Origin of the sequence: Actinoplanes lobatus (assembly GCF_014205215.1) — a bacterium.
In the GTDB taxonomy this organism is placed as follows: Bacteria; Actinomycetota; Actinomycetes; order Mycobacteriales; family Micromonosporaceae; genus Actinoplanes; species Actinoplanes lobatus.
In genome coordinates this window covers 9711316-9736524 of record NZ_JACHNC010000001.1, presented here as the reverse complement: position 1 = coordinate 9736524, position 25209 = coordinate 9711316, and the positions used below count along the sequence as shown (strand labels likewise).

General features: G+C 71.4%; 21 protein-coding genes. 10 read left to right on the top strand and 11 right to left on the bottom strand.

The genetic code is table 11. The annotated features are described in order from the left end of the window. The first annotated feature begins 200 nt into the window (after positions 1–200). The 3 genes from BJ964_RS44250 to BJ964_RS44240 are packed head-to-tail and all read left to right on the top strand — an operon-like array spanning position 201 to position 3927. Complete coding sequence (locus tag BJ964_RS44250) at positions 201–1874, top strand: translation initiation factor III (protein ID WP_188126238.1); 1674 nt, start codon at positions 201–203, stop codon at positions 1872–1874. Then, on the top strand, positions 1871–3346 hold the full coding sequence (locus BJ964_RS44245) for an NADH-quinone oxidoreductase subunit NuoF family protein (RefSeq protein ID WP_188126237.1): 1476 nt from the start codon (positions 1871–1873) through the stop codon (positions 3344–3346). The genes BJ964_RS44250 and BJ964_RS44245 overlap by 4 nt, the downstream gene beginning before the upstream one ends. After that, a complete protein-coding gene (locus BJ964_RS44240) occupies positions 3343–3927 on the top strand; it encodes a TlpA family protein disulfide reductase (RefSeq protein WP_229807141.1) in 585 nt (194 codons plus the stop codon). Before BJ964_RS44245 ends, BJ964_RS44240 begins: the two co-directional genes overlap by 4 nt. A gap of 3 nt (positions 3928–3930) precedes the next feature. Here BJ964_RS44240 and BJ964_RS44235 read toward each other — a convergent pair whose 3' ends face one another. Then, the gene (locus BJ964_RS44235) at positions 3931–4494 is read right to left on the bottom strand and encodes a DJ-1/PfpI family protein (RefSeq protein ID WP_188126236.1); all 564 of its coding nucleotides are present in this window, start codon (positions 4492–4494) and stop codon (positions 3931–3933) included. A 55-nt stretch (positions 4495–4549) separates the two neighbouring features. Further along, positions 4550–4792, bottom strand: coding sequence for a PspC domain-containing protein (locus BJ964_RS44230; protein WP_183225650.1), 243 nt, complete (start codon positions 4790–4792; stop codon positions 4550–4552). Positions 4793–4993: 201 nt separating this feature from the next. Here BJ964_RS44230 and BJ964_RS44225 point away from each other — a divergent pair, with 201 nt between their 5' ends. Continuing rightward, positions 4994–6778, top strand: a complete 1785-nt coding sequence (locus BJ964_RS44225) for a serine/threonine protein kinase (protein ID WP_188126235.1) — start codon at positions 4994–4996, stop codon at positions 6776–6778. A 48-nt stretch (positions 6779–6826) separates the two neighbouring features. Here BJ964_RS44225 and BJ964_RS44220 read toward each other — a convergent pair whose 3' ends face one another. Beyond that, on the bottom strand, positions 6827–9262 hold the full coding sequence (locus tag BJ964_RS44220) for a Tex family protein (protein WP_188126234.1): 2436 nt from the start codon (positions 9260–9262) through the stop codon (positions 6827–6829). Positions 9263–9659: 397 nt separating this feature from the next. Between BJ964_RS44220 and BJ964_RS44215 the strand changes: the two genes are divergently transcribed. After that, complete coding sequence (locus BJ964_RS44215; protein ID WP_188126233.1) at positions 9660–10379, top strand: PP2C family protein-serine/threonine phosphatase; 720 nt, start codon at positions 9660–9662, stop codon at positions 10377–10379. Positions 10380–10436: 57 nt separating this feature from the next. After that, positions 10437–10976: a GNAT family N-acetyltransferase gene (locus tag BJ964_RS44210; RefSeq protein WP_188126232.1), complete on the top strand. Its 540-nt coding sequence runs from the start codon at positions 10437–10439 to the stop codon at positions 10974–10976. 18 nt (positions 10977–10994) lie between these two features. Here the strand turns inward: BJ964_RS44210 and glgB are convergent, their stop codons facing one another. The 4 genes from glgB to BJ964_RS44190 are packed head-to-tail and all read right to left on the bottom strand — an operon-like array spanning position 10995 to position 18202. Beyond that, positions 10995–13145 (bottom strand): 1,4-alpha-glucan branching protein GlgB, encoded by a 2151-nt coding sequence (glgB, locus tag BJ964_RS44205; protein WP_229807142.1) that lies wholly within the window; start codon positions 13143–13145, stop codon positions 10995–10997. Between the two features lie 23 nt (positions 13146–13168). Beyond that, positions 13169–14470 (bottom strand): maltokinase N-terminal cap-like domain-containing protein, encoded by a 1302-nt coding sequence (locus tag BJ964_RS44200; protein WP_188126231.1) that lies wholly within the window; start codon positions 14468–14470, stop codon positions 13169–13171. After that, positions 14467–16224, bottom strand: coding sequence for a maltose alpha-D-glucosyltransferase (gene treS / locus BJ964_RS44195; RefSeq protein WP_188126230.1), 1758 nt, complete (start codon positions 16222–16224; stop codon positions 14467–14469). Before treS ends, BJ964_RS44200 begins: the two co-directional genes overlap by 4 nt. 13 nt (positions 16225–16237) lie before the next feature. Next, positions 16238–18202, bottom strand: a complete 1965-nt coding sequence (locus BJ964_RS44190; RefSeq protein WP_188126229.1) for an alpha-1,4-glucan--maltose-1-phosphate maltosyltransferase — start codon at positions 18200–18202, stop codon at positions 16238–16240. Positions 18203–18677: 475 nt separating this feature from the next. Here BJ964_RS44190 and BJ964_RS44185 point away from each other — a divergent pair, with 475 nt between their 5' ends. Further along, on the top strand, positions 18678–19280 hold the full coding sequence (locus BJ964_RS44185) for a hypothetical protein (protein WP_188126228.1): 603 nt from the start codon (positions 18678–18680) through the stop codon (positions 19278–19280). Positions 19281–19502: 222 nt separating this feature from the next. Here the strand turns inward: BJ964_RS44185 and BJ964_RS44180 are convergent, their stop codons facing one another. Together BJ964_RS44180 and ppgK are read right to left on the bottom strand one after the other, a co-directional pair. Then, on the bottom strand, positions 19503–19964 hold the full coding sequence (locus BJ964_RS44180; RefSeq protein WP_188126227.1) for a PPOX class F420-dependent oxidoreductase: 462 nt from the start codon (positions 19962–19964) through the stop codon (positions 19503–19505). Between the two features lie 21 nt (positions 19965–19985). Further along, the gene (ppgK, locus tag BJ964_RS44175) at positions 19986–20780 is read right to left on the bottom strand and encodes a polyphosphate--glucose phosphotransferase (protein ID WP_188126226.1); all 795 of its coding nucleotides are present in this window, start codon (positions 20778–20780) and stop codon (positions 19986–19988) included. Positions 20781–21026: 246 nt separating this feature from the next. Between ppgK and BJ964_RS44170 the strand changes: the two genes are divergently transcribed. Continuing rightward, positions 21027–21812 carry an RNA polymerase sigma factor SigF gene (locus BJ964_RS44170; RefSeq protein WP_188126225.1) on the top strand — a complete coding sequence of 262 codons (786 nt, stop codon included), beginning with the start codon at positions 21027–21029 and terminating at the stop codon, positions 21810–21812. A 54-nt stretch (positions 21813–21866) separates the two neighbouring features. Here BJ964_RS44170 and BJ964_RS44165 read toward each other — a convergent pair whose 3' ends face one another. Continuing rightward, on the bottom strand, positions 21867–22760 hold the full coding sequence (locus BJ964_RS44165) for a phosphatase PAP2 family protein (RefSeq protein WP_188126224.1): 894 nt from the start codon (positions 22758–22760) through the stop codon (positions 21867–21869). A gap of 170 nt (positions 22761–22930) precedes the next feature. Between BJ964_RS44165 and gsmA the strand changes: the two genes are divergently transcribed. Beyond that, positions 22931–23794 carry a sporangiospore maturation cell wall hydrolase GsmA gene (gene gsmA / locus BJ964_RS44160; protein ID WP_188126223.1) on the top strand — a complete coding sequence of 288 codons (864 nt, stop codon included), beginning with the start codon at positions 22931–22933 and terminating at the stop codon, positions 23792–23794. Between the two features lie 22 nt (positions 23795–23816). Beyond that, positions 23817–24866, top strand: coding sequence for a CHASE domain-containing protein (locus tag BJ964_RS44155; RefSeq protein WP_188126222.1), 1050 nt, complete (start codon positions 23817–23819; stop codon positions 24864–24866). Here BJ964_RS44155 and BJ964_RS44150 read toward each other — a convergent pair. Then, positions 24787–25164 carry a response regulator gene (locus tag BJ964_RS44150; RefSeq protein ID WP_188126221.1) on the bottom strand — a complete coding sequence of 126 codons (378 nt, stop codon included), beginning with the start codon at positions 25162–25164 and terminating at the stop codon, positions 24787–24789. The genes BJ964_RS44155 and BJ964_RS44150 overlap by 80 nt on opposite strands. Between the last annotated feature and the right edge of the window lie 45 nt (positions 25165–25209).

Here is a 25209-nt window from a genome sequence, read left to right as displayed (position 1 = left end):
GACTACGCAAAAAGTTCGGCCGGTGTTCATCCGATCCTGGGCCCGGCACGTAATCCGGGGAGGACACGGACTGGGGCCACGCAGGGGAAAGCAAGGCCGAGGACGGGTCCAGCGCAGAGCTTGAGCGCGGGGCGTTCCCCACGGACGCCGGCGTCCCACCGCCCACGGGACGTGACCGCACCAAGGAAAACGAGGAGTCCATGGCCCGCTCGAAGAACAACAAGGCAACCGCCGCCTCCCGGGTCGCGGTCGACGTCGGCTCCACCGGCACCCGATCGGCGTCGAAGCTCGAGGTGACCCTGCTGATCCTGAGCATCGGGGCCGCCATCTGGGCCGTCGCGATGATGACCACGCCCGGAAAAGTCGGGTACGTCTACTTTTTCTACTACCTCGATTTCTACATCGGGGTCGTCAGTCTGGTGTCGCTGTCCATCACCATCATGGTGGGACTGGTCGCCACCGACAGGCTGGTTCTGAGTGTCCGCCAGCGGGTGCTGCTCCAGTCCGCGCACCGCACCACCGGTGTGATCGCGGTCGCTGCCCTGGTCGCGCACGTCTGGACGAAGTTCGCCAAGGACTACATCGGCCTGGTCGACATCTTCATCCCGTTCCTGACCGACGGGCTCAACAAGTGGTTCGTCGGCCTCGGCCCGATCGCCGGCTGGATCATGGTGCTGGTGCTGTGGTCCGGTATCGCCCGGGCCAGGTTCATCGGCCGCGGCAAGCCCTGGATGTGGCGGGGTATCCACGCGATCTCCTACCTGATGTGGCCGATCGCCCTCACCCACGGCCTCTCCGCGGGCCGTCCGGCGGCCACCTGGGTCACCGTCAGCTACATCGTCTGTGTGCTCGGTGTTCTGGTCGGACTGGCGGTACGCCTCTCGGTCAGCCTGAACCGCCGTAAGGACTTCGCCTCGCCGGCCGGTGTCGGCGCGGTCAAGCCGTCCGAGACCGGCACGCTGGTGCCGACCGCCCCGGCCCCGATCCGCCGTCCGGCCCGTCGCGAGGCTCCCCCGGTGGACCTGCTGGCCCCGGCCGGCGCCCCGGACGGTGGCGCGCCCACCCAGACGTGGAACCAGCCGCCGCCGACCCGCCCGGTCAGCCCGGCGCCCGCTCCGGCGCCGGTGGAGGAGGACTACCCGCCGCGTGGCCGCCGTCAGGCCGAGCTGGAGGCGCCGCCCGCGCCGCGCCAGCGCCGGCCCGCCGAGGACGACGAGCGTTACGACACCCAGACCCGGATGTCGCGCCGTGACGTCGAGGAGGAGCGTTACCGGTACGACGAGGAGCCGGCCCCCCGCTCCCGTGGCAGCCGTTCGCAGGAGGTCTACGACGAGGGCCCGCGCGGCCGCGGCCGCCGGTACGAGGACGACGAGCGTTACGACACCCAGACCCGGATGTCGCGCCGTGACGTCGAGTCGACCAGCACCCGGATGCGCCGTGACGACGTCGAGGCCACCGGTACCCGGATGCGCCGTGAACCGGAGTACGACGAGCCCCGTTCCCGCCGCCGCGACGACGTCGAGGCGACCGGCACCCGGATGCGCCGTGAGCCGGAGTACGACGACCGCTCCCGTGGCCGTCGCCGCGCCGACGACGACTACGACGCGGCCCCCCGCGGGTCCCGCTCGGCCCGCTACGAGGAGCCGCGCTACGAGGAGCCGCCCCGCCGGCAGAGCCGTAGCGAGTTCGTGGACCTGGCCGAAGGGTCCGGCGGCGGCTACCCGGCCGACGACTCGGCGACCCTGGTCGACACGGGTTCCCGCCGGGCCCGGCGGGACGAGCCGGGCCGTGGTGGCGGCCGCCGGGGTGGGCGCGACGACGCCGACGACGCCTACCTCTCCCAGCTCCGTGGTGACGCGAGGGAAGCGAATTGAGTACGGCACAGGTTCCCCCGGTCACGGCGATCGGCACGCCGCGGATCACCGCGGGATTCGACGAGTACGGTCGCCTCGACCTGCTCGCCCACCAGGAGGTGCACGGCGGTTTCGCGGCGCTCTCCTCGGGCGAGCTGATCGGCCTGGCCGACCGGATCGAGCTGCGCGGCCGCGGCGGCGCGGGTTTCCCGTTCGCCCGTAAGGTCCGCGCGGTGGTGGACTCGTGCCGCCGCCAGGAGCTGCCGCCGGTCATCGTGGTGAACGCCACCGAGGGTGAGCCGCCGTCCTGGAAGGACAAGGCGATCCTGACCCGCGGCCCGCACCTGATCCTGGACGGCGCGGCGCTGGCCGCCGCCGCCCTGGACGCCGAGGAGATCGTCATCGGCGTCGCCGACGACGGTGTCGGCCAGGAGTCGCTCGCCGCGGCGCTGGCCGAGCGCAAGATGCCCTGCCCGACCCGGATCGTCCTGGTGCCGCACCGGTTCATCTCCGGTGAGGGCGGCGCGCTGGTCCGCGGCATCAACGGCGAGGCGCACATCCCGCCCGGCCGCAAGGTCCGGTCCAGCGACAACGGCGTGATGGGCCTGCCCACCCTGCTGTCGAACGCCGAGACGTACTCGCAGCTCGCGATCGCGGCCCGGCTCGGGCCGTGGGAGTACAACGCGGTCGGCATCCCGGAGGAGCCGGGCACCGTGATGCTCACGATCGGCGGCTCCGCGTCGGCGCCCGCCGTGGTCGAGGCGCCCACCGGCACCTCGCTCATGGAGGTGCTGGAGATGTGCGGCGCCGACATCGGCCCGGGCCTGCTGGTCGGCGGTTACCACGGCAAGTGGGTGAGCGCCGAGCAGGCGAAGACCATCCAGATCTCCCGCAAGGGGTTCGCGAAGGTCGGCGGCACCCTGGGCGCCGGCATGCTGATCCCGATCGGCTCCAAGACCTGCCCGGTCGGCGAGGTCGCCCAGGTCGTGCAGTACCTGGCCGGTGAGTCGGCCGGTCAGTGCGGCCCGTGCCGGATCGGTCTGCCCGACCTGGCCCGCGCGGTGACCCTGGTGTCGCTCGGCGGCAACGCGGTCGAGCAGGTGCGGCAGGCGGCCGGCCTGGTCAAGGGCCGGGGCGCGTGCAGTCACCCGGACGGCAGCTCGCGGTTCGCGCTGTCCGCGCTGGAGGTCTTCCGCGCCGACGTGCAGGCGCACTCCAACGGCGAGGGCTGTGGCAAGCCGGTGCGCGGCATCCTGCCGCTGCCGTACACGGCCGAGAAGGGGGCGCGCAAGCTGGCCCTGGACTGGTCGCGGTGCGACGGCCACGGGCTCTGCTCGGCGGTGGCCCCGGAGATCATCCGGCTGGACCACAACGGGTTCCCGGCGTTCCCCCAGACGCCGCTGCCGCCGTGGCTGGAGGACGGCGCCCGCAAGGCGGTCAACGTCTGCCCGGCGCTCGCGCTGCGGCTGACCGAGCCCACCACGGCCAAATGACGAGGCGGCGCGCGTCACGCGTACCCCGGCTGGTTCTGATCATGCTGGCGGCCGCGCTCGCGGCAACCGGCTGCGGCACCACACCGGCCGCGTCTCCCGCGCCCGCCACGGCTTCCGGGCCCGTCACGAGCTCCGGGCCGACGGCCACCGCGACCGCGAAAGCGGAAGCGGTGGCCGTGCCGAAGTCGCTCTCCTTCACCGGCACCACCCTCGCCGGCGAGAAGTTCGACGCGGCGGGTCTGGCCGGCAAGCCGGCCATCCTCTGGTTCTGGGCACCCTGGTGCGCCACGTGCGCGAGCGAGGCGCAATCTCTGGGCGACATCCATACCGAGTACGGCGACGAGCTCGCGATCCTGGGCATCGCCGGGATGGGCGGCGCCGCGGAGATGAAGGAGTTCGTCGCCGACTTCGAACTGGAGTCGATCACGCACCTGAACGATCCCGGCGGCAAGCTGTGGAAGCGGTTCGGGATCGCGCAGCAGAGCTGGTACGTGATGGTGGACCGGACCGGGAAGATCGTCTACCGGGGTTACCTGGACGACCTCCAGCTGACCGGGAAGGTCCGCGAGCTGACCGCGTGAGGGTCAGGCGAGCGGCGCCTTGGCCCGCAGGACGGTGAGGAACTCACGCATCCACGCCGGGTGGTCCGGCCACGCCCGCCCGGTGACCAGCACGCCGTCGATCTGTGCCGCGCTGTCGGCGAAGGTGGCCCCGGCCGCGCGCACGTCCGGGGCGCAGGCCGGGTAGGCGCTGATCGTCCGCCCGCTCAGCACACCCGCCGCGGCCAGCACCAGCGGACCGTGGCACAGGGCCGCGATCGGCTTGTCGGCCGCGGCGAAGTGCCGCACGATCCGCAGGCAGTCGTCGTCGTTGCGGATGTACTCCGGCGCCCGGCCGCCGGGCAGCACCAGCGCCGCGTAGCCGGCCGGGTCGACGTCGGCGAAGGCCAGGTCGGCCGGCCAGGCGTGGCCCGGCTTCTCCGTGTACGTGTCGAAACCGTCCACGAAGTCGTGCACCACGAACTGGAGCTTCTTGGCCGACGGGGCGGCGATGTGCACCTCGTACCCCTCCTCCAGGAGGCGCTGGTACGGGTACATCACCTCCAGATCCTCCGCCGCGTCACCGGTCAGGATCAGAATCTTTGCCATGACCCCATCGTGTCCACTTCGTCACGGTGGGTCAACCGGGTGCGCGGCGGGTTCCTCAGAAGGTGGTGGGGGTGGGCGAGAAGGCGGGCTTCTCGGCCGGCATCAGGATCCACAGCAGCGGGTAGACCAGGATCTGGCTGCCCGGGATGACGAAGAGGATCAGCACGAACAGCAGCCGGCCGATCCACGGGTCGAGGCCGAAGCGGCGGGACAGGCCCGCGCACACGCCGGCGAGCATCCGGCCGTTCAGCGGGCGGACGAGACCCTGTCGGGCGAGCGTGTCGTGCACGGCGTTCATCGTGGACTCCTACTTTCACTGGTGGCTGTCACTGGTGGTGAAACCGTGACTCCATGGTGTGCCGGTGCGGGGGTGTCCGGCATCGGGTGGTGCCCCGATTCCTGTATCGGGGATCTCCATGAGGCCGCCGATATTTCCGCCCGGGACACGGCCCTATACAGTGCGATCGGCACACGAAGGAGGCGCTCCGGGGGGACGAGGATGGTCGATGCCGCACTGCCGGGCGAGCGGACACAACCGCTGCGGCCGCGCGACCCACGTACCCTGGGCGACTACGAGCTCGTCGGCCGCCTCGGCGAGGGTGGCATGGGCACCGTCTACCTGGCGAGAACCGGTGGGGGAGTGCTGGTCGCGGTCAAGATGGTCCGCGCCGACCTGGCCTTCGACGACGAGTTCCGGCGCCGGTTCCGCAGCGAGGTGAACCGTGCCCGGCAGGTGCCGCCGTTCTGCACCGCCGAGGTGATCGACGCCGACCCCGACCACGAGCACCCGTACCTGGTGGTCGAGTACGTGGACGGGCCCACCCTGGCCGACGTGGTCGAGCAGCGCGGGCCGTTGACCAGCGCCAACCTGCACGGCGTGGCGATCGGGGTGGCCACCGCGCTGACCGCCATCCACGGCGCCGGGGTGATCCACCGCGACCTCAAGCCGCGCAACGTGCTGCTGGCGCCGGGCAGCCCCAAGGTGATCGACTTCGGGATCGCCCGGGCCATGGAGGCGACCAGCGCCAACACGCGGACCGACCAGATGGTGGGCACCGTGGCGTACATGGCGCCCGAGCGGTTCAGCTCCGACCCGGGCACCCCGGTCACGCCGGCCGCGGACGTGTTCGCCTGGGGCAGCGTGGTGGCGTACGCGGGCACCGGCCACACCCCGTTCCGGGCCGACTCGCCGCCGGCCACCGCGGCCCGCATCCTCACCCAGCCGCCCCGCCTGGACGGGCTCAGCGGCCCGCTGCGCGACCTGGTGGCGCACGCCCTGGAGAAGGACCCGGCCAACCGGCCCAGCGCCCGTGAGCTCCTCGACCTGCTGATCTCCGGGGAGCGCCCGGCGGCCTCCGCGGCCGCCCTCGCCGACCAGCCCGCCCTGCGCGCGGCGGCGGTCGAGGCGCAGGCCGTGACCGGGTTCGCGGCGGCGCCGGAGACCGCCGGCGAAAGCGTGCCGACCCTGGACATCCCGGCCGGCCTGGTCGGCTACGACGAGAACTCGATCGTCACCGTGCCGATCTCGGCACCCCCGGGGCACACCCGGCCCACCGGCCCGCCGCCGCCCGAGCCGGCCCGCCGCTGGGCGCTGCCGGTCGCGGTGGCCTTCCTGATCCTCGCGGTGGTCGCCGGCGCGGTCATGCTGGCCCTCTCGATGCGCCCGGACCGGAACGGCGAGACGGTGACCGATCCCACGCCCGCGCCCAGCGAGGACACGGCCGTGCCCGCCGACCGCCCGTGGATGGCGGACACGCTACGGCAGCAGTCCTACTGGCGGCCCAGCGAACAGGACGGCGAGGGCAACTGCCACTTCGACGGCGGCCTGGTGGCGCACCGCGACAGCGTGGGCACCTACAAGTGCAAGGGCCCGGAGGACGAGCTGCCGCCGGACCTGCGGATCGAGACCGGCGTGCGGCTGCTCACCCCGGACAGCTGCGCGGCGATCTGGTTCCGCAACGTGAAACAGGCCGGCTACCAGGTCCGCGTCTGCGAGAACAACATCTACTTCGGCGTGCACAGCAGCGACGGCAAGGTGTCGGTGGTGAAGACCATGCCGCTGGGCGAGGCGGTCCCGCTGAACGGCGAGCCCACCCTGATCACCCTGGTCGTCCAGGGCGACACGGTGCAGGTGTCGCGCGACGGCGCCCGGGTCGGCGACGCGCCGCTGGAGAAGGACTTCGGGATCGGCCGGGTGCTGCTCGGCATCTACAACGAGCGGGACGCGCCGGACGAGGGCCGGTACGAGGTGGCCTTCACCGACCTCCGGGTCTGGAAGCTGTGACGGCACGGGCCCGGGCGAGACGCCCGGGCCCGTGATCCGTTCGGTCGCTCAGTCCTTGGTCAGGCCGGCCCGGCGCAGCGCGTCGGCCATGGCGTCGTTGCCGAAGCTGTTTCCGCCGCCCTGACCGCCCCGCTGGCCGCCGCCCTGCCGGGGCTGGCGCTGTCCGCCACCCTGCCGGCCCTGACCGCCCTGGCCCCGGCTCTGGCCGCCCTGGCCGCCTTGACCCCGGCCCTGGCCGCCCTGGCCGCCCTGACCCCGGCCCTGGCCGCCCTGACCGCTCTGGCCGCGGTCGTCGCGGTTGCGGCCGCCGCCCTGCCTCGGTTCGTCGGTGAGGCGCATGGTCAGCGAGATCCGCTTACGGACCGGGTCCACCTCCAGGACGCGGACCTTCACCACGTCACCGGACTTGACCACCTCGCGCGGGTCCTGGACGAACTTGTCGGAGAGCGCCGACACGTGCACGAGACCGTCCTGGTGCACGCCGATGTCGACGAACGCGCCGAACGCGGCCACGTTGGTGACCTGACCCTCCAGGATCATGCCCGGCTTCAGGTCGGCGATCTTCTCGACGCCCTCGGCGAAGGTGGCCGTGGTGAACGCCGGCCGCGGGTCGCGGCCCGGCTTCTCCAGCTCCTTGAGGATGTCCGTGATGGTCGGCAGGCCGACCGTGTCGGTCACGAACCGGTCCGGCCGGATCGCCTTGAGCAGCGGGCTGTTGCCGATCATCGTCTTCACGTCCGAGCCGGCGTCGGCCGCGATCGTGCGGACCAGCGGGTACGACTCCGGGTGCACGCTGGAGAAGTCGAGCGGGTCCTCGCCGTCACGGATCCGCAGGAAGCCGGCGCACTGCTCGAACGCCTTCGGGCCGAGCCGGGCCACCTTCTTGATCTGCTGGCGGTTCCTGAACGGGCCGTTCTGGTCGCGGTGCAGCACGATGTTCTCGGCCAGGCCCGCGGTGATGCCGGAGACCCGGGTGAGCAGCGGCGCCGAGGCGGTGTTGATGTCGACGCCGACGCCGTTCACACAGTCCTCGACCACCGCGTCCAGCGACCGGGCCAGCTTCACCTCGGAGAGGTCGTGCTGGTACTGGCCGACGCCGATCGACTTCGGGTCGATCTTCACGAGCTCGGCGAGCGGGTCCTGGAGACGGCGGGCGATGGAGACCGCGCCGCGCAGCGACACGTCCATGCCGGGCAGCTCCTGCGAGGCGTACGCCGACGCGGAGTAGACCGACGCGCCCGCCTCGGAGACGACCACCTTCGTCAGCTTGGCGTCCGGGTGCCGCTTGATCAGCTCGGTGGCCAGCTTGTCGGTCTCCCGGGAGGCGGTGCCGTTGCCGATCGCGATCAGCTCGACGTCGTGCTTCGACGCCAGCGCGGCCAGCCGGTGGATCGACTCGTCCCACTTGTTCTGCGGCACGTGCGGGTAGATCGTGTCGGTCGCCACCACCTTGCCGGTGGCGTCCACGACCGCGACCTTCACCCCGGTACGGAAGCCCGGGTCCAGCCCCATCGTGGCGCGGGTGCCGGCCGGCGCGGCCAGCAGCAGGTCACGCAGGTTGGCCGCGAAGACGCGCACCGCCTCGTCCTCGGCCGCCTCCCGCAGCCGGACCCGCAGGTCGGCGCCGAGGTGGATGAGGATCCGGGTGCGCCAGGCCCAGCGGACCGTGTCGACCAGCCACCGGTCACCGGGCCGACCCTGGTCGCTGACCCCGTTGCGGCCGGCGATGCGGCCCTCGAAGTAGCCCTCGTCCTCCTCCGGGTGCGGCTCCATGGTGAGGTCGAGGACGTCCTCCTTCTCGCCGCGCAGCATCGCCAGGATCCGGTGCGAGGGAAGCTTCGAGTACGGCTCGGCGAAGTCGAAGTAGTCGGAGAACTTCGCCCCGTCGGTCTGCTTGCCGTCGCGGACCTTGGCGACCAGGCGGCCCCGGGTCCACATCTGCTCACGCAGGTCGCCGATCAGGTCGGCGTCCTCGGCGAACCGCTCGATCAGGATGGCCCGCGCCCCGTCCAGGGCGGCCTGCGCGTCGGCGACGCCCTTCCCGGGGTCCACGAACGCCGCTGCGGCCGCTTTCGGGTCGACCGAGGGGTCGCCCAGCAGTCCCTCGGCGAGCGGCTCCAGGCCGGCCTCACGGGCGATCATCGCCTTGGTCCGCCGCTTCGGCTTGAACGGCAGGTAGATGTCCTCCAGCCGGGCCTTCGTGTCGGCCTCGAGGATCTGCTGCTCCAGGGCGTCGTCGAGCTTGCCCTGGGCGCGGATCGACTCCAGCACCGCGGCCCGCCGGTCCTCCAGCTCCCGCAGGTAGCCCAGGCGCTCCTCGAGGGTGCGCAGCTGGGCGTCGTCGAGCGTGCCGGTCACCTCCTTGCGGTAGCGGGCGATGAACGGCACCGTGGCCCCGCCGTCGAGCAGCTCGACCGCGGCGGTGACCTGCCCTTCCCGTACCCCGAGCTCCGAGGCGATGCGCTGATGGATAGCTGTCGTCACGCCGACGATTGTTACCGAGGCCGCCGCGGGTTGTCGCGCCGCCCCGCAGGGTCGGCCGCGCAGTCGCCCCCCGGCGGACGCCGCGGGCCGATTCCACGGACGCGACGGGCACGATGTGGTACGCCCGGCGATGTCCGCTTTCGCCCCGCGGGCCGCCGCGCGTACCCCGATGTCGCGAATGTCACGAGGGCCCGTCGCGGCGGCGCCCGGAGGGCCCGATCGGCCGGACCCGCCCCGGACCGGCCTCCCGGCCCCCGTGGAAGGGTCCTGACCTGCGTAATCATCGCTGTCGTGGGGGTTGCCCGACGGGGGCGGCCGGAGCGTTCGGGGCGGTACTCGATGACACTTGGTAGGAGGTACTAGAGACAACGGAATTGGCCTTTGGCACTCTTGTCACATGACGCTTGCTGTCCGGGCGGTCGCCGCCACTGATCAGGGCCTGGTCCGGTCCAATAACGAAGACGCCGTCTTCGTCGGTAATCGACTCTTCGTGGTGGCGGATGGCATGGGTGGTCTGCCCGCCGGGGAGCTGGCGAGCGACATCCTCGTGCAGACGCTCAGCACGGTCGACTCGACGCCGGACACCGGCGAGCCCCTCCAGGATCTGATCAGCGCCCTCCAGACCGCCAACGAGCGGATCGAGGCCGCCGTGGCCGACGACGACGCCCGCGACGGCATGGGCACCACGGTCACCGCGCTGCTGCTCTCCGGCGACCGGCTGGCCGCCCTGAACGTCGGCGACTCCCGCTGCTACCTGCTCCGCGACGGCGAGTTCACCCAGCTCACCCGGGACGACACCTACGTACAGGCGCTCGTCGACCAGGGCGTGCTCACCCCCGACGACGCCCGCCGCCACCCGCAGCGCGCCCTGGTCACCCAGGCCGTGCAGGGCGGCCCCTTCCGCCCGGCCGGCCGGATGATCCCGGCCCGCGCCGGTGACCGGTACCTGCTGTGCAGCGACGGCCTCTCCGACTACGTCGAGGACGCGGTCATCGCCCAGACGCTGCGCGAGGTCGCCGACCGCAAGGGCTGCGCCGCCGAGCTGGTCAACCGCACCCTGGAGAACGGCGCGCCCGACAACGTGACCGTCATCGTCGCCGACGTCATCGAGGTGTAGCGCCGCCGGGAACCCGCCCGGCGCCTCCGCCGGGCGGGTGTGACATATCCTCGGCGCGTGCTGATACCGACCGAGCGGCTCATCCTGCGGCGTTTCCGGGCATCCGACGCGCCGGTGCTGTCGGCGTACCGGTCGGATCCCGAGGTGGCGCGCTACCAGTCGTGGGACGCGCCGTTCCCACCGGAACGGGCCGTGATCGCGGTCCGCAACTTCGCGGCCGGCTCCCCGGACCGGGCCGGCCATTTTCAGTACGCGGTGGAGCTGGCCGCCGAGGAGAGGCTGATCGGGGACGTGTACGTGCGCCTGCACGACAACCTCAAGCAGGCCGAACTCGGGTTCACGTTCGCCGCTCCGTACCAGAAACGGGGTTTCGCGTCCGAGGCCGTCGGCGCCGTCCTGGACCGCCTGTTCCGCCGGCAGCGGCTGCACAAGGTGACCGGCGAGTGCGATGCGCGCAACGTCCGGTCGGCGGCCCTGATGGAGCGGCTCGGCTTCCAGCGCGAGGGTCTGCTGCGGCAGCAGACCTTCATCAAGGGGGAGTGGACCGACGACCTGATCTACGGTCTGCTCGCGACCGAGTGGTGGGGACGGGCCTGAGCCCGCCCCCGTGACCGGTCAGCCCTCGTGTTTGAGCCAGACGGCGCCGAGCGGGGGGACCCGCAGCGAGACCGAGGCGTCGAAACCGTGCCAGGCGAGGTGCTCGGCCTCGACCGCGCCCATGTTGCCGACGCCGGAGCCGCCGTAGAGCTCGCTGTCGGTGTTGATCACCTCGGTCCAGCGGCCGGCCCGCGGCAGGCCGATGCGGTAGCCCTCGTGCGGGATGGCGGCGAAGTTGACGATGCACGCCAGGGTGTCGCCGTTCGGGGCGAACCGGATGAACGAGAACGTGTTGTGGTGCGAGTCCTCACTCGTGATCCACCGGAAGCCGGACGGGCCGGTGTCCTGCGTCCAGATGGCCGGGGTCTCCCGGTAGACCCGGTTCAGGTCGGTGACCAGCCGCTTCACCCCGGCGTGCTGCTCGTCGCCGAGCAGGTGCCAGTGCAGGCCGCCGCCCTCGTTCCACTCGAACTCGTCGCCCATCTCGGAGCCCATGAAGAGCAGCTGCTTGCCGGTGAAGGCCCACATGAAGCCGAGCAGCGCGCGGGTGTTGGCCAGCTTCTGCCACAGGTCGCCGGGCATCTTGCCGGTCAGTGAGCCCTTGCCGTGCACCACCTCGTCGTGGCTGATCGGCAGGACGTAGTTCTCGCTCCAGGCGTAGACGGTGGCGAAGGTCATCTGGTGGTGGTGCCACTGCCGGTGGATCGGCTCCTTCTCCATGTAGGAGAGGGTGTCGTTCATCCAGCCCATGTTCCACTTGAAGCCGAACCCGAGACCGCCCAGGTGGGTGGGGCGGGTGACGCCCGGCCACGCGGTCGACTCCTCGGCGATGGTGACCACCCCGGGGTGGTGCTTGTAGACGGTCGCGTTCATCTCCTGGAGGAAGCTGATCGCGTCCAGGTTCTCCCGGCCGCCGTACTGGTTCGGGGTCCACTCGCCGTCCTTGCGCGAGTAGTCCAGATAGAGCATCGAGGCCACCGCGTCGACGCGCAGCCCGTCGGCGTGGAACTCCTCGCACCAGTAGAGGGCGTTGGCCACCAGGAAGTTGCGGACCTCCTTGCGGCCGAAGTCGAAGACGAACGTGCCCCAGTCCGGGTGTTCGCCGCGCCGCCAGTCGCCGTGCTCGTAGAGCGGGGTCCCGTCGAACCGGGCCAGCGCCCACTCGTCCTTCGGGAAGTGGGCCGGCACCCAGTCCAGGATCACGCCGATGCCGGCCTGGTGCAGCTTGTCGACCAGGTGCCGGAACTCGTCGGGCGTGCCGAACCGGGACGTCGGCGCGTAGTAGCCGGTGACCTGGTAACCCCACGAGCCGCCGAACGGGTGCTCCATCACCGGCATCAGCTCGACGTGGGTGAACCCGGTCTCCACCACGTAGTCGACCAGCTGCTCGGCCAGCTCGACGTAGGTGAGGCCGGGCCGCCACGAGCCCAGGTGCACCTCGTAGACGCTGATCGGCTCCTGGTGCCACGACCGGCGGGACCGCTCCCGCATCCACTGCTCGTCGTGCCACCGGTAGGACGACTGGAAGACCACCGACGCGGTGGCCGGCGGCACCTCGGTGTGCTGGGCCAGCGGGTCGGCGTGCTCGCGCCAGACCCCGTCCCGGCCGAGGATCTTGAACTTGTACTTGGTGCCGACATGCGCCGCCGGGACGTAGATCTCCCAGACGCCGCTGGAGCCGAGCGACCGCATCGGCCACCCGTCGTACGGCCCCCAGCCCGCGAAGTCACCGATCACCTGCACGCCCCGGGCACTCGGCGCCCACACCGCGAAGGCGACCCCGGTCTCGTGCGGCCGCGCGCCGAGCACCGTCCACAGTTTCTCGTGCCGGCCCTCACCGATCAGGTGCAGGTCCAGCTCGCCGAGGGTGGGAACATGCCGGTACGGGTCGTCGCACTCCACCCCGTCCACGTCGAGCCGGTAGTCGAGCACGGTGCCGGGCAGCTCGGCCGCGAAGATCCCGTCCGCGTGCACCTTCGTCGTCTCGTGGCGTTCCCCGTCGTGCAGGACGGCCACCTTCCCGGCGCCCTTGCGCAGGGTACGGATGACGGTGCGCCCGCCGTGCGGATGCGCGCCCAGGACGGCGTGCGGATCGTGGGTGTCCCCGGCGATCACGCTGTTCATGGCCCGCTGGTCGGCGGCGAGGGGAGAGGTGGACTGGCCTATCATGATCTCGGGTTGCCCTCCGGGGTTCATCCGACGAGCCGGGCGATCGACCGCAGGGGGATCCGCAGCCAGCCGGGCCGGTGCCGGGCTTCGTAGGCGGCCTCGTAGACCGCCTTGTCCAGCTCGTACGCCGCCAGCAGCGCACCGTGCACGCGCGGGTCGGTGCCCGCCACGTTCGTGTATCCGTCGCAGAACGCCGTCCGGTTGCGGTCCACCCACTCCCGGGCACGCGCCGCGAGATGCTCGTCCTCGTCCTGGTCGACCAGCAGCTGATAGGCCGCGTACTCGTAGGAGCGCAGCACCCCGGCCACGTCACGCAACGGCGAGTCGGGCAGCCGGCGCTCGTCCAGTGGCTGGCCCGGCTCGCCCTCGAAGTCGATCAGCAGCCACGCCTCCGGGGTGCGCAGCACCTGCCCGAGGTGCAGATCGCCGTGGATGCGCTGGATCTCGACCTGCTCGCCGGTCAGCGCGGTGAACCGGTCGGTGATCGCCGGAACGAACCGCTGGACCTCGGGCACCGCGGTGGCGGCGGTGCGCAGCCGGGCCAGCACGGCGTCGAGCGGGAACGGCGACGGGCCGCTGCCCAGCTCCGCGGCGAGCGTCAGGTGCACCGAGGCGACCGCCTCGCCGAGCCGGAACGACTCGCCCTGGAAGTCGCCGCCCACCTCGTCGGCCGCGTACGCCGCGTCGGCGAACAGGTCCCGCGCCGACGCGGTCGCCATGGCCCAGCCCTCGGCCGAGTTGTCCGCGTACTGGGTGAGCATGCCGAGCGAGCAGTCGTCGGCCTGGAAGGAGCCGAGAAGGCGGGCCACGTGCGCGTTCCCGGCCCGGCCGAGCACCCGGTTCAGCTCGATGTCCGGGTTGACGCCGCAGGTGACCCGGCGGAACAGCTTGAGGATCGCGTCCTGGTCGAAGATGACGCTGGTGTTGCTCTGCTCCGCGTCGAACACCCGCGGCCAGGCCTCCAGCGGCAGCGTGATGCCGGGCTCCCGGTCGAAGGTGATGTCGCCGACCGGCTCGGACCGGTCGATCAGCCCCAGAAGATGCCGGGCCGCCACCGGATCGTAGAGGGCGTCGTAGCCGATCCGGCCGTCGTCGGTGGTGCCGATGGTGGCGACCGCGCTGTACTCCGGTATCGGGCCGGCGCCCCACCCGACCAGGATCTGGTAACGCTCGGAACTGCCGTCGGTGTACGCCACGTCGAGGAGGACCAGCTCCAGATCCCCGCCCAGCGGCGTGGCGGCCGCCTGTTCGACCGAGGCGAGAATCCGGCTGCGGCCGGCGTACCAGCGCTGTTTCGGTAACCACTCGGCGAACGGCAGCGTCATTGCTTCTCCTCCGACCCGCACAACTGGAACCAGTAGAAGCCGTGGCCCGGAAGGGTCAAGAGGTACGGCAACTGCCCGACCCGGGGAAAGTTGACGTGCCCGGTCAGCTCCACCGGGGTGTACCCGTTCCAGTGCTGCAGATTCAGCTCGATCGGTTGCGGGAAGCGTGACAGGTTGTTGACGCAGAGCACCACATCGTCGCCATGTTCACGCAGATAGGCGAGAACCGACGGGTTGGAGCCGCCCAGCTCGCGGAACGTGCCGACGGCGAACGCCTCGTGCCGCCGGCGGACCGCCAGCATGGTCCGCGTCCAGTTCAGCAGGGAGGTCGCGCTGTCCCGCTGGGCCTCCACGTTGACCGCCTGGTAGCCGTAGACCGGGTCCTGGTTGACCGGCAGGTAGAGGCGGCCCGGCGTGGCGGTGGAGAAGCCGGCGTTGCGGTCCGGCGTCCACTGCATCGGGGTCCGGACGCCGTCCCGGTCGCCGAGCCAGATGTTGTCGCCCATCCCTATCTCGTCGCCGTAGTAGAGGACCGGCGAGCCGGGCAGCGACAGCAGCAGGGCGGTGAACAGCTCGATCTGGTTGCGGTCGTTCTCCAGCAGCGGGGCCAGGCGGCGCCGGATACCGACGTTCGCCTTCATCCGCGGGTCCTTGGCGTACTCCGAGTACATGTAGTCGCGCTCTTCGTCGGTGACCATCTCGAGCGTCAGCTCGTCGTGGTTACGCAGGAAGATGCCCCACTGGCAGTTGTCCGGTATGGACGGTGTCTGCGCCAGGATCTCCGAGATCGGGAAACGCGACTCCCGGCGGACGGCCATGAAGATCCGTGGCATGAGCGGGAAGTGGAACGCCATGTGGCACTCGTCGCCACCGGAGCGGGCGTCGCCGAAGTACTCCACCACGTCGGCCGGCCACTGGTTCGCCTCGGCCAGCAGCACCCGGCCCGGGAACTCGTCGTCGATCACCTTGCGGCAGTGCTTGAGGAACGCGTGGGTGGCCGGCAGGTTCTCGCAGTTGGTGCCCTCCTCCTCGAACAGGTACGGCACCGCGTCCAGCCGGAACCCGTCGATGCCGAGGTCCAGCCAGAACCGCAGCACGTCCAGCATGGCCTCCTGCACCTTCGGGTTCTCGTAGTTGAGATCCGGCTGGTGGGAGAAGAACCGGTGCCAGTAGAACTGCCGGCGCACCGGGTCGAACGTCCAGTTCGACTCCTCGGTGTCGACGAAGATGATCCGCGCGTCCTTGTACTTGTCGCTGGTGTCGTTCCACACGTAGAAGTCGCCGTACGGCCCCTCCGGGTCGTGCCGGGAGGCCTGGAACCACGGGTGCGAGTCGGACGTGTGGTTCATGACCAGGTCGGTGATCACCCGGATGCCGCGCTTGTGCGCCGCGTCCAGCAGGGCCACGAAGTCCTCGACCGTGCCGAACTCCGGCAGCACCTTGTAGAAGTCGCGGATGTCGTAGCCGCCGTCGCGCAGCGGTGAGTCGTAGAACGGTGGCAGCCAGAGGCAGTCCACCCCGAGCCATTGCAGATAGTCGAGTCGTTCGATGAGGCCGCGAAGATCGCCGGAACCGTCGGTCCCCGAGTCGTAGAACGCCCGGCACAGCACCTCGTAGAAGACCGCCCGCTGAAACCAGGTGCGGTCCGCCGGAAGCGCGCGGGCATGACCGAAGTCGTCGGCGGTCGGGTGCTCGACCACCCCGCCCTCGGTGTGGCTGCCCTCGGCCGGGTCGTGCTCGCTCGTCAGCTCCATCGAGTTTCTCCCCCTACCCCGTCCTGACGACGAAGATGTGCGCCGGCTCGACGAAGGGGTCGATCCGGACCGCGTTGTGCTGACCCCACTCGTACGTCGCGCCGGTGATCTGGTCGACCACCGTGAATCGCTGGTGCCAGTCCAGGCCCAGGGCGGACATGTCCAGCGTGGTGTTGCCCCACTGCACGTTGCCGGAGTCGAACGAGCAGATGACCAGGACGGTGTTGCCGGTGGCGGGGTCCCGCTTGGAGAAGCAGAGCAGCGCGCCGTTGTCGACCTCGTGGAAGCGCAGGTTCCGCAGCCAGTGCAGGGCCGGGTTCTCGTCCCGGATCCGGTTCAGCTTGGTCAGGTACGGTGCCAGCGACCGCCCGGACCGCTCCGCCGCCGCCCAGTCACGGGGCTTCAGCTCGAACTTCTCGTTGTCGATGTACTCCTCGGCCCCCGGCCGGGGCACGTGCTCGAACAGTTCGTACCCCGAGTACATGCCCCAGGACGGGGTCAGCATCGAGGCCAGCACCGCGCGGATCTTGAACATCGGCGGCCCGCCGTGCTGGAGCGTCTCGTGCAGGATGTCCGGCGTGTTCGGCCAGAAGTTGGGCCGCATCCAGTCCGCCGAGGCGAGCAACTGGCCCATGTACTCCCGCATCTCCTGCGCGGTGGTCCGCCAGGTGAAGTAGGTGTACGACTGGGTGAAGCCGATCTTGCCGAGCCCGTTCATCATCGCCGGGCGGGTGAACGCCTCGGCCAGGAACAGCACGTCCGGGTCGGTCTCCTTGACCTTCGGGATCAGCCACTGCCAGAAGTTGACGGCCTTGGTGTGCGGGTTGTCGACCCGGAAGATCTTGACCCCGTTGTTCACCCAGTGCATCACCACGCGGTAGACCTCGTCGCGCAGCGTGCGGTAGTCGTTGTCCCAGTTGATCGGGTAGATGTCCTGGTACCTCTTGGGCGGGTTCTCGGCGTACGCGATGGTGCCGTCCGCCTTCGTGGTGAAGAACTGCGGGAACCGCTTGACCCAGGGGTGGTCCGGCGCGGCCTGGAGCGCCAGGTCCAGCGCCACCTCCATGCCGAGCTCCTCCGCCCTCTCCCGGAAACGGACGAAGTCCTCCAGGGTGCCGAGCTGGGGGTGGATCGCGTCGTGGCCGCCCTCGGCCGCCCCGATCGCCCACGGCGAGCCGACGTCCTCCGGCCGGGCCACCAGCGTGTTGTTGCGCCCCTTGCGGTTGACCCTGCCGATCGGGTGGATCGGCGGCAGATAGACCACGTTGAAGCCCATCGCCGCGATGGCCGGCAGCCGTTCGGCCGCCGTCCGGAACGTGCCGTGCCTGACCGGGGCCGCGTCGGGGCCGATCTCGGCGCCCTCGGAACGCGGGAAGAACTCGTACCACGCCGAGTAGAGGGCCCGGGTGCGGTCCACCCAGATGGCGAACGAACGGGTCGCGGTGACCAGCTGCCGCACCGGGTTGTGCCAGAGCAGCTCCTCCAGGTCCAGCGCCGGCGTGACCCGGGAGAACAGCGACCTCTGCTCGTCGCGCAGCGCGGCCGCCGCGTCGCGGACCAGGTCCTCCTGCTCGGCCGGCACGATCTTGGTGGCCAGGTCCAGCACGTCGGCGCCCTCGGCCAGGTCGTTCGCCAGGTCCCCGGCGCCCTGACCGGCGCCGATCTTCTTCACCACGGCGTCGCGCCACGTCCGGTACGGATCGTCGAACGCCTCCACCGTGAACGTCCACCGGCCCACCTGGTCCGGCCGGATCGCGGCGTGCCACTGGTCGAGGCCCGGCTCGCCCGGGGTCATCCGGGTGAACGGCCTGGTCTCGCCGTCGGGGCCGCGCCATACCACGTTCACGCCGAGGGCGTGGTGTCCTTCGCGATAGGACACCGCCGACACCGGGACCAGTTCGCCGACCACCGCTTTCGCGGGATAGCGGCCACCGGCGACCGCCGGCGTCACGTCTTCGATGGGGAAGCGACCGGTCATGATCTCCACCGTAGTCAGAGGGGCACGGGAGGACTCGGCGACCGGGAAAACCACCGCCGGCGTCTCTATGACTTCTCCGCAGTGGAGGCTGTGAAACGGCCGATCGCCGATGCGTCCCAACCTACCGGAGGGGGGTGCCCGCGGCGCATCCGGACGCGGCCGCGCGCCGCCGGAAAACACGACAATTTCACCTGCTCGCAACAGGCGTTCATCTTTCCCGGGCGGCAGACGTGAAACGGCCCCGGCGAGCCGGATCACGGCCCCGGCGAGCCGGATCACGGCCCCGGCGAGCCGGATCACGGTCCCGGCACGGCGTCCGCGGACAGGGCGACCCGGCCGTCCCGGGGCGAAGGGAGCGCGTCGGTTGCGGTGCGTTGCCATCGAGGAAGCCTGCTCAAGGAGGGCCCGCCGGCTCCGAGCTTGTATTCCTGGACGCGGGCCGACCCGGCTAGCGCCTGAAGGAGGAGAAACCGACGTGGCCGGACCGTCCACCGCATTGTCCCCGGTGATCGCCGCCAGCACCCACTGGCTGGCCCGCGCCTACCCGGGGGGCGAGTCCAACACCGTGTCGCACACCCTCGCCGAGTTGCAGGCCCGGCAGGCCGTGACGGTCGCCGCCTGGCTGCGCTACCCGACCGAGATCGACGCCGCGCTGGTGGCGATCGCCGGCCCCGGCGGCTCCGCGATCCTCGACTGGAAGGCCGGCAGCGAACCGGACGACGAGTTCGCCGACGGCGAGGGCTGGCGCACCTGGGTCGACGAGGTCGTCGTCAGCTGGGCCGCCTGCCTGCTGGCCGACCCGCTGCTGGCCCGGCGCGGCGTGGACGCGGTGATCGCCGCCGTGCCGGCGCCCGACCCGCGGCCCCGCCCGGCCGGCCGCCGGGCCGCCGGGATGCCCACCGAGTTCCGCCGCCTGCTCCAGCCGGACACCCGTGACCGGGAGGCCGCCGCCCTGCTGCGCCACCCGGACCTCCTCGAGCCGATCGCCACCCTGCACCGCGACACCCTGCTCTACCTGCTGGGCGCTGAGACTGAGTCTGATGGCCTCGCTCCGCTCGGCAGGGATCGCGCCCTTTAAGCCGGTGTCGAGGGCGCCGAAATCGACCACGCTTCGCTAGCCGATTTCGGAGCCCTCGACACCGACGGGCGCGATCCGGCTCTGGTTGCGCTTACTTCCCCCTCCCGAGGGGCCACGGGTTCGTGGGCCCGCCGGAACGGGAGGGGTCTCAGGCCGCAAGGCCGGCACCGGATTTGTCCTCCTGGGTGCCGGCCTTGCGGCCTCTTTCTGCTCTGCCCCGGGTCAGGCCAGGCGGGCCGGGAAGCCGCCGGTGGCGATCGGGCCCCAGGACTCGATCGTCACCCGGATCAGGCACTTGCCCTGGTCCCGCATGGCCTGGCGGTACTCCTCCCAGTTCGGGTGCTCGCCGGAGATGCCGCGGAAATACTCCACCAGCGGCTCCAGCGCCTCCGGCAGGTCGAGCACCTCGGCCACGCCGTCCACCTGCACCCACGGGCCGTTCCACTCGTCCGACAGGACGCAGACGGAGACCCGTGGATCGCGGCGCACGTTCGCCGCCTTCGCGCGTTCCGGATAGCTGGAGATGACGATCCGGCCCTCGGCGTCGACGCCGCACGTGTTCGGCGACGACTGGGGGCGGCCGTCCTTACGGGTGGTCATCAGGATCGCCCGGTGCCGGGGCCGCAGGAACTCCAGCAGCCCGGCCCGGCCGACCCGGTTGTTCGTCGCGATCGAGCGCGCCATTACCCGTACCCCTCGTGGTTTTCAGAAGGCCGCGGCCGCGTTGACCGGGATCGCCCCCGGATGCCGGCCACCCGGACCGGCCGCGGCCTGATGCGCGGCCATGGCCGCGCCGATGAGGCCGGCGTTGTTGAGCAGGGTGGCCGGGACGATCGGCGTCTTGATGTCGATCAGCGGAAGGAACTTCTCCGACTTCTTGCTCACGCCACCGCCGATGATGAACAGGCGGGGGGAGAGCAGCATCTCGACATGGTGCAGGTAGCGCTCGACCCGGGCCGCCCACTGCTCCCAGCTCAGGCTCTCGGCCTCGCGGATCCGGTCGGAGGCGAGCAGTTCGGCGTCGGCGCCGTCGATCTCGACGTGGCCGAGCTCGGTGTTGGGGATCAGGATCCCGTCCGAGAACAGGGCGCTGCCGATGCCGGTGCCGAAGGTCAGCATCATGATCAGGCCGGACTGGTCGCGGCCCGCCCCGAACGCCACCTCGGCCACCCCGGCCGCGTCGGCGTCGTTGAGAACCGTCACCGGCAGGCCGAGCCGCTGGGCGAAGATCTGGGCGGCCGGCGCGTCGAGCCAGGACTTGTCGACGTTGGCGGCGCTGCGGGTCACCCCGTCGACCACCACGCCGGGGAACGTCACACCGACCCGGTCGAAGCCGCCGAACGACGCGGCCACCTCGGCCACCGCCGCGGCGACGCTGTCCACGTCCGCGGGCTGCGGCGTGGGCACGCGGAACCGCTCGGCGAGCAGCTCGCCGGTGGCCGGGTCGACCGGTGCGCCCTTCACGCCGGACCCGCCGATGTCGATACCGAGGATGGTCATGCGTCTTCCGTTCTTCCGGATGCCACTTCTGGTGGGTGTCTACCACGCGCGACCGACACTGATTCCCCCCGTCCCGGTACCGGCATGCCTGCCACCCTCGGGTGAATCCGCGCCGTGTTCCCCGCGTTCACGCAACGTCACTCATACTTTCGGCTATTCAGGCGTAGGCTTCTCGGTTAGCGTTGCATTTCAGAACGGTCGCCGCGTGCGGGCACGGCTCTCTGCCCGTCTGATGGAGGACCAGTCATGACCGTGACCGAAGCGCCGCACCAGCCCGTGCACAGCGTGGCCGGTAACAGTGCGTCAGATTTGTTGGCCGCGATGGCCACCACCTCACCGGGCCGGCACCGCGATCGGCTCCGCGCCCAGGCGATCGAGGCGTGGCTGCCGCTCGCCCGGCACCTCGCCCACCGCTACTCCGGCCGCGGCGAACCCACCGACGACCTCATCCAGACCGCCACCGTCGGCCTCATCAAAGCCGTCGACAAATTCGACCCCGACCGCGGCGTCGACTTCGCCGGCTACGCCATCCCCACCATCATCGGCGAAATCAAACGCCACTTCCGCGACCGCACCTGGTCCGTCCGCGTCCCCCGCCGCCTCCAGGAACTCCGCCTCGCCATCACCGAAGCCAACGCCACCCTCACCCACACCCTCGGCCGATCCCCCACCGTCCCCGACATCGCCACCCACCTCGGCATCAGCGAAGACGACGTCCTCGAAGGCCTCGAAGGCGCCCGCGCCTACAACGCCACCAGCCTCTCCACCCCCATCGGCGCCGACGGCACCACCGAACTCGGCGACACCCTCGGCGGCGAAGACCACGAATACGAAATCGCCGAAACCCGCGTCGCCCTCGGACCCGCCCTCGCCACCCTCGACGAACGCGAACAGAAAATCCTCACCCTGCGCTTCTACGGCAACCTCACCCAATCCCAGATCGCCGACCAGATCGGCATCTCCCAGATGCACGTCTCCCGGCTGCTGACCAAGGCGCTCGCCAAGCTGCGCCGGCAGTTGGCCGAGGCCTGACGGTCCCGGCTCCTCCACGGCGCCCGGCGAGCCGGGCGCCGTCGGCATGCCCGCTCAGCGGGTCGCTTCCTGGGCGGGTTCGCCGGAGGTGAGCCGGACCCAGACGATGAACGTGGCGGCGGTGGCGGCCACGATGGCGGCCACGCCGGTGAGGAACGCGTAGCGACCCGACACCAGGTCCGGGAGGGCGCGTTCGGACAGGGCCACGGACAGCCACCCGACCACCGCGGCGGTGGCGGTGAGGGCTGCGGTCACCGTGAGGACCGCCATGACCAGCCGGTTCGGCAGGTGCAGGCGCCGGGTCGGCCCGGACCGGCGCAGCCGCACCCCGAAAACCGCGACCGAGCCGCAGGCCAGCACGATGAGCAGGGCCGCGAGCACGTCGCCGGGCCGGTGCCACTCGGCCCACACGGTGGCCACCGAGACCACCGCGACGTAGCCGGCGCCGAGCAGCCCGACCGTGCCGCGCAGCGCCCGTGGGAAGACCAGCACCAGCACGAACGCCGCCGACGCGGCGGCCGTGGCGTGCCCGCTCGGGAACGAGTTGGGCGCCGGGAAGCCGTCCAGGAGCGGCCGGTCCAGATGGGCCTTGAACTGCTGGGTGGCCAGGTTGGCGGTGATCACCAGGAAGGCGGAGGCGACGGCGAGGTCGAGGCGGCGGCGCAGCACGCCGAAGGCCGCGGCGGCCACGCACACCACGGCCAGCACCGCCAGGCGGGTGGCGTCCAGCGTACGGGTGAGCACGTCACCGACCCGTGGATGCTGGAAGTCGCCGCCCAGCAGGGCCGCGGTGTCCACCGCCTGCCCCAGCCCGGTCCCCACGAACAGCCGGTGCACGCCCACCGCCCCGACCGCGGCGGCCACCGCGACCAGCAGTGGGGTGAGGGTGTGGCGCAGGGTGCGGCCCTTGGTGCGGGCGGGAGCCGGGCGGGGCGCGACAGCCGTCATCGGGAACCTCCAGGACTGGCGATGCGCCAACGCCCTTTCCCCGTACCGCCGGTTCCCAAGCGTGGTTTCCCTCGACCGCAACGTGACCGCACCCGATCGTGATCTTCCGGTGCAACGGCCGCGCCCCACCTTCGAAACCGACGTTGCCGGTGACGAAGGGGATCTCATTCATGGGCCACACCACCCGACGACTGCTCACCGGTGTTCTGCTGGTGCTCGCCGCCGGGGCCGGTACCGTGACCGCGCCCGGCGCGGCGCACGCGGCCGGTGTCCGGGCGACCATCGACGTGAACAGCAAGCTGAAGGTGCGCGCCAAGCCGTCGCAGACGGCCGCGGTCACCGGGACGCTGCGCGACGGTCAGCGGATCGCCGTGGCCTGCTCGATCAGCGGGCAGAGCGTGCGCGGCAAGGTCCGGACCACCACCCTGTGGGACCGGCTCGCCGACGGCCGGTACGTGTCGCACGCCTACGTGCGCACCTCCGCCAAGATCCCGGCCTGCAAGAGCGCGGCGCCCGCCCCCGCGCCGAAGCCCACCCCGGCCCCGGCCCCGGCGCTGACGCCCGCGCAGTTCATCGCCGCGGCGGTGCCGGGCGCGCAGCAGGGCTGGCGGGAGTACGGCGTACCGGCGTCGGTCACCATCGCCCAGGCCATCCTGGAGTCCGGCTGGGGCCGCAGCGGCCTGTCGTCGGTGGACCGCAACTACTTCGGCATCAAGTGCCAGGGCGGCTACTACGGGCCCCACGCCACCGGGTGCCACGTCTACCGGACGACCGAGTGCGACAAGGCCGGGAAGTGCTTCGAGACGTCCGACGCGTTCCGGACGTACGCCACGATGGGCCGCTCGTTCCGTGACCACGGCCACTTCCTGAAGAACAACAAGCGGTACGCGCCGGCGTTCGCCCACACGAAGGACGCGAACAGGTTCATCGAGGCGGTGCGGAAGGCCGGGTACGCCACCGATCCCGACTACACCGCCAAGGTCACTAAGATCATGAAAAACTACGATTTGTATCAGTACGACACCTGGAAGTAGTGCCGGGCATACCCTTTTTCACGTGGGGAAACGTAGGGACGGAGCGCGGCGGGTCACCGGCCCGCTGCTCTCCGTCTCGGTGCTTCTGGCCGGGCTGGCCGTCACCGTCCTGTCCTCGGCCGCCCTCTACGGGGCGCAGCGTGACATCGCGAGCCGGGTGATGGACCAGCGGCACCGGACCGCCCTGGCCGCCGTCCGCGCCGAGACCGAGCGGTTTCGCGGCATGCTCGACAGCGTCGCCGCCGGCATCGCCACCGACAGCCACCTCACCTGGGAGGACTTCGACGTCGCGACCGGTCCGCTGGCGGACGCACGCCTGGCCGGCGCCACCCCGGTGGCGTTCCTCGTGAGCGTCCCCGAGAACGGCGTGGCGGCGGCCCAGCAGCGGTGGCGCGACCGCGGGGCGGCCGGTCTCGTCCTGCGCCCGAACCCGGGCAACGACGTGCACTACTTCCGGGTGCTGACCCGCGCCCTCGACGACGCCGGGCAGGCCGGCCCGCGCCCGGGAACCGACGTGGCCGGCCCCGGGCCGCTGTCCACCGCGCTGGAACTGGCCCGGGACACCCACCGGACCACCGTCTCGGACGCGGACGGGCAGCGGTCGTTCACGTTCGCCGCGCCGGTCTGGACCCGCGCCAACACCCCGGAGTTCCGCGGCTGGGTGGTCTCCGCCCTGCACGGCGGCACCTTCCTGCGGGACGTCCTGCGGACCGTCGGCGACTCCGGCATCTCCGGCGAGCTCGTCGCGGTCGACAGCGACGGCGGCCGGGACACGGTGGCGGGCTGGCCCGGCCCCGGTGTGCCGGACATGCGCCGCGCCGATCCGTTCGAGGTCGGCGACCGGCAGTGGGTCCTGGAGACCCGCGGCGATTCCCGGCAGCTTGCCGGCACCGGCCGGTACCTGCCGATCACCGTCCTGGCCGGCGGCCTGGTCCTGACCGGCCTGCTGGCCCGGCTGGCCTACCCGCGGCCACCGTTCGCCGAGCCGGGTCCTAGGCCCCGTCGGAGGCGCACCGCGACGGCAACAGCTGTGCGACCAGCGCCAGCAGCTGGGCCGGCAGGAACGGCTTGAGCAGCGTGGCGGAGGCGCCCGCGTCCTCGGCCAGCCCGTCGCCCGGCATCAGCGAGCCGCTGGCCACCACCACCGGGATGTGCCGCAGATCGTCGTCGGCCCGGATCGCCCGGCACAGCTCCAGGCCGGTCATGTACGGCATGTCCACATCGGTGACCACCAGGTCCGGCCGGTGCTCCCGGACCGCCGCCAGCGCGGTGGCACCGTCGGCCGCGGCCACCACGCGGTGCCCGGCGCGCTCCAGCGAACGCTGCACCACGTACCGGATGTCGTCGTGATCCTCAGCGACTACGATCACCGTCGGCCCCGTTCCTGATCCGGTTTCGTCCCCCGGGATACCGAG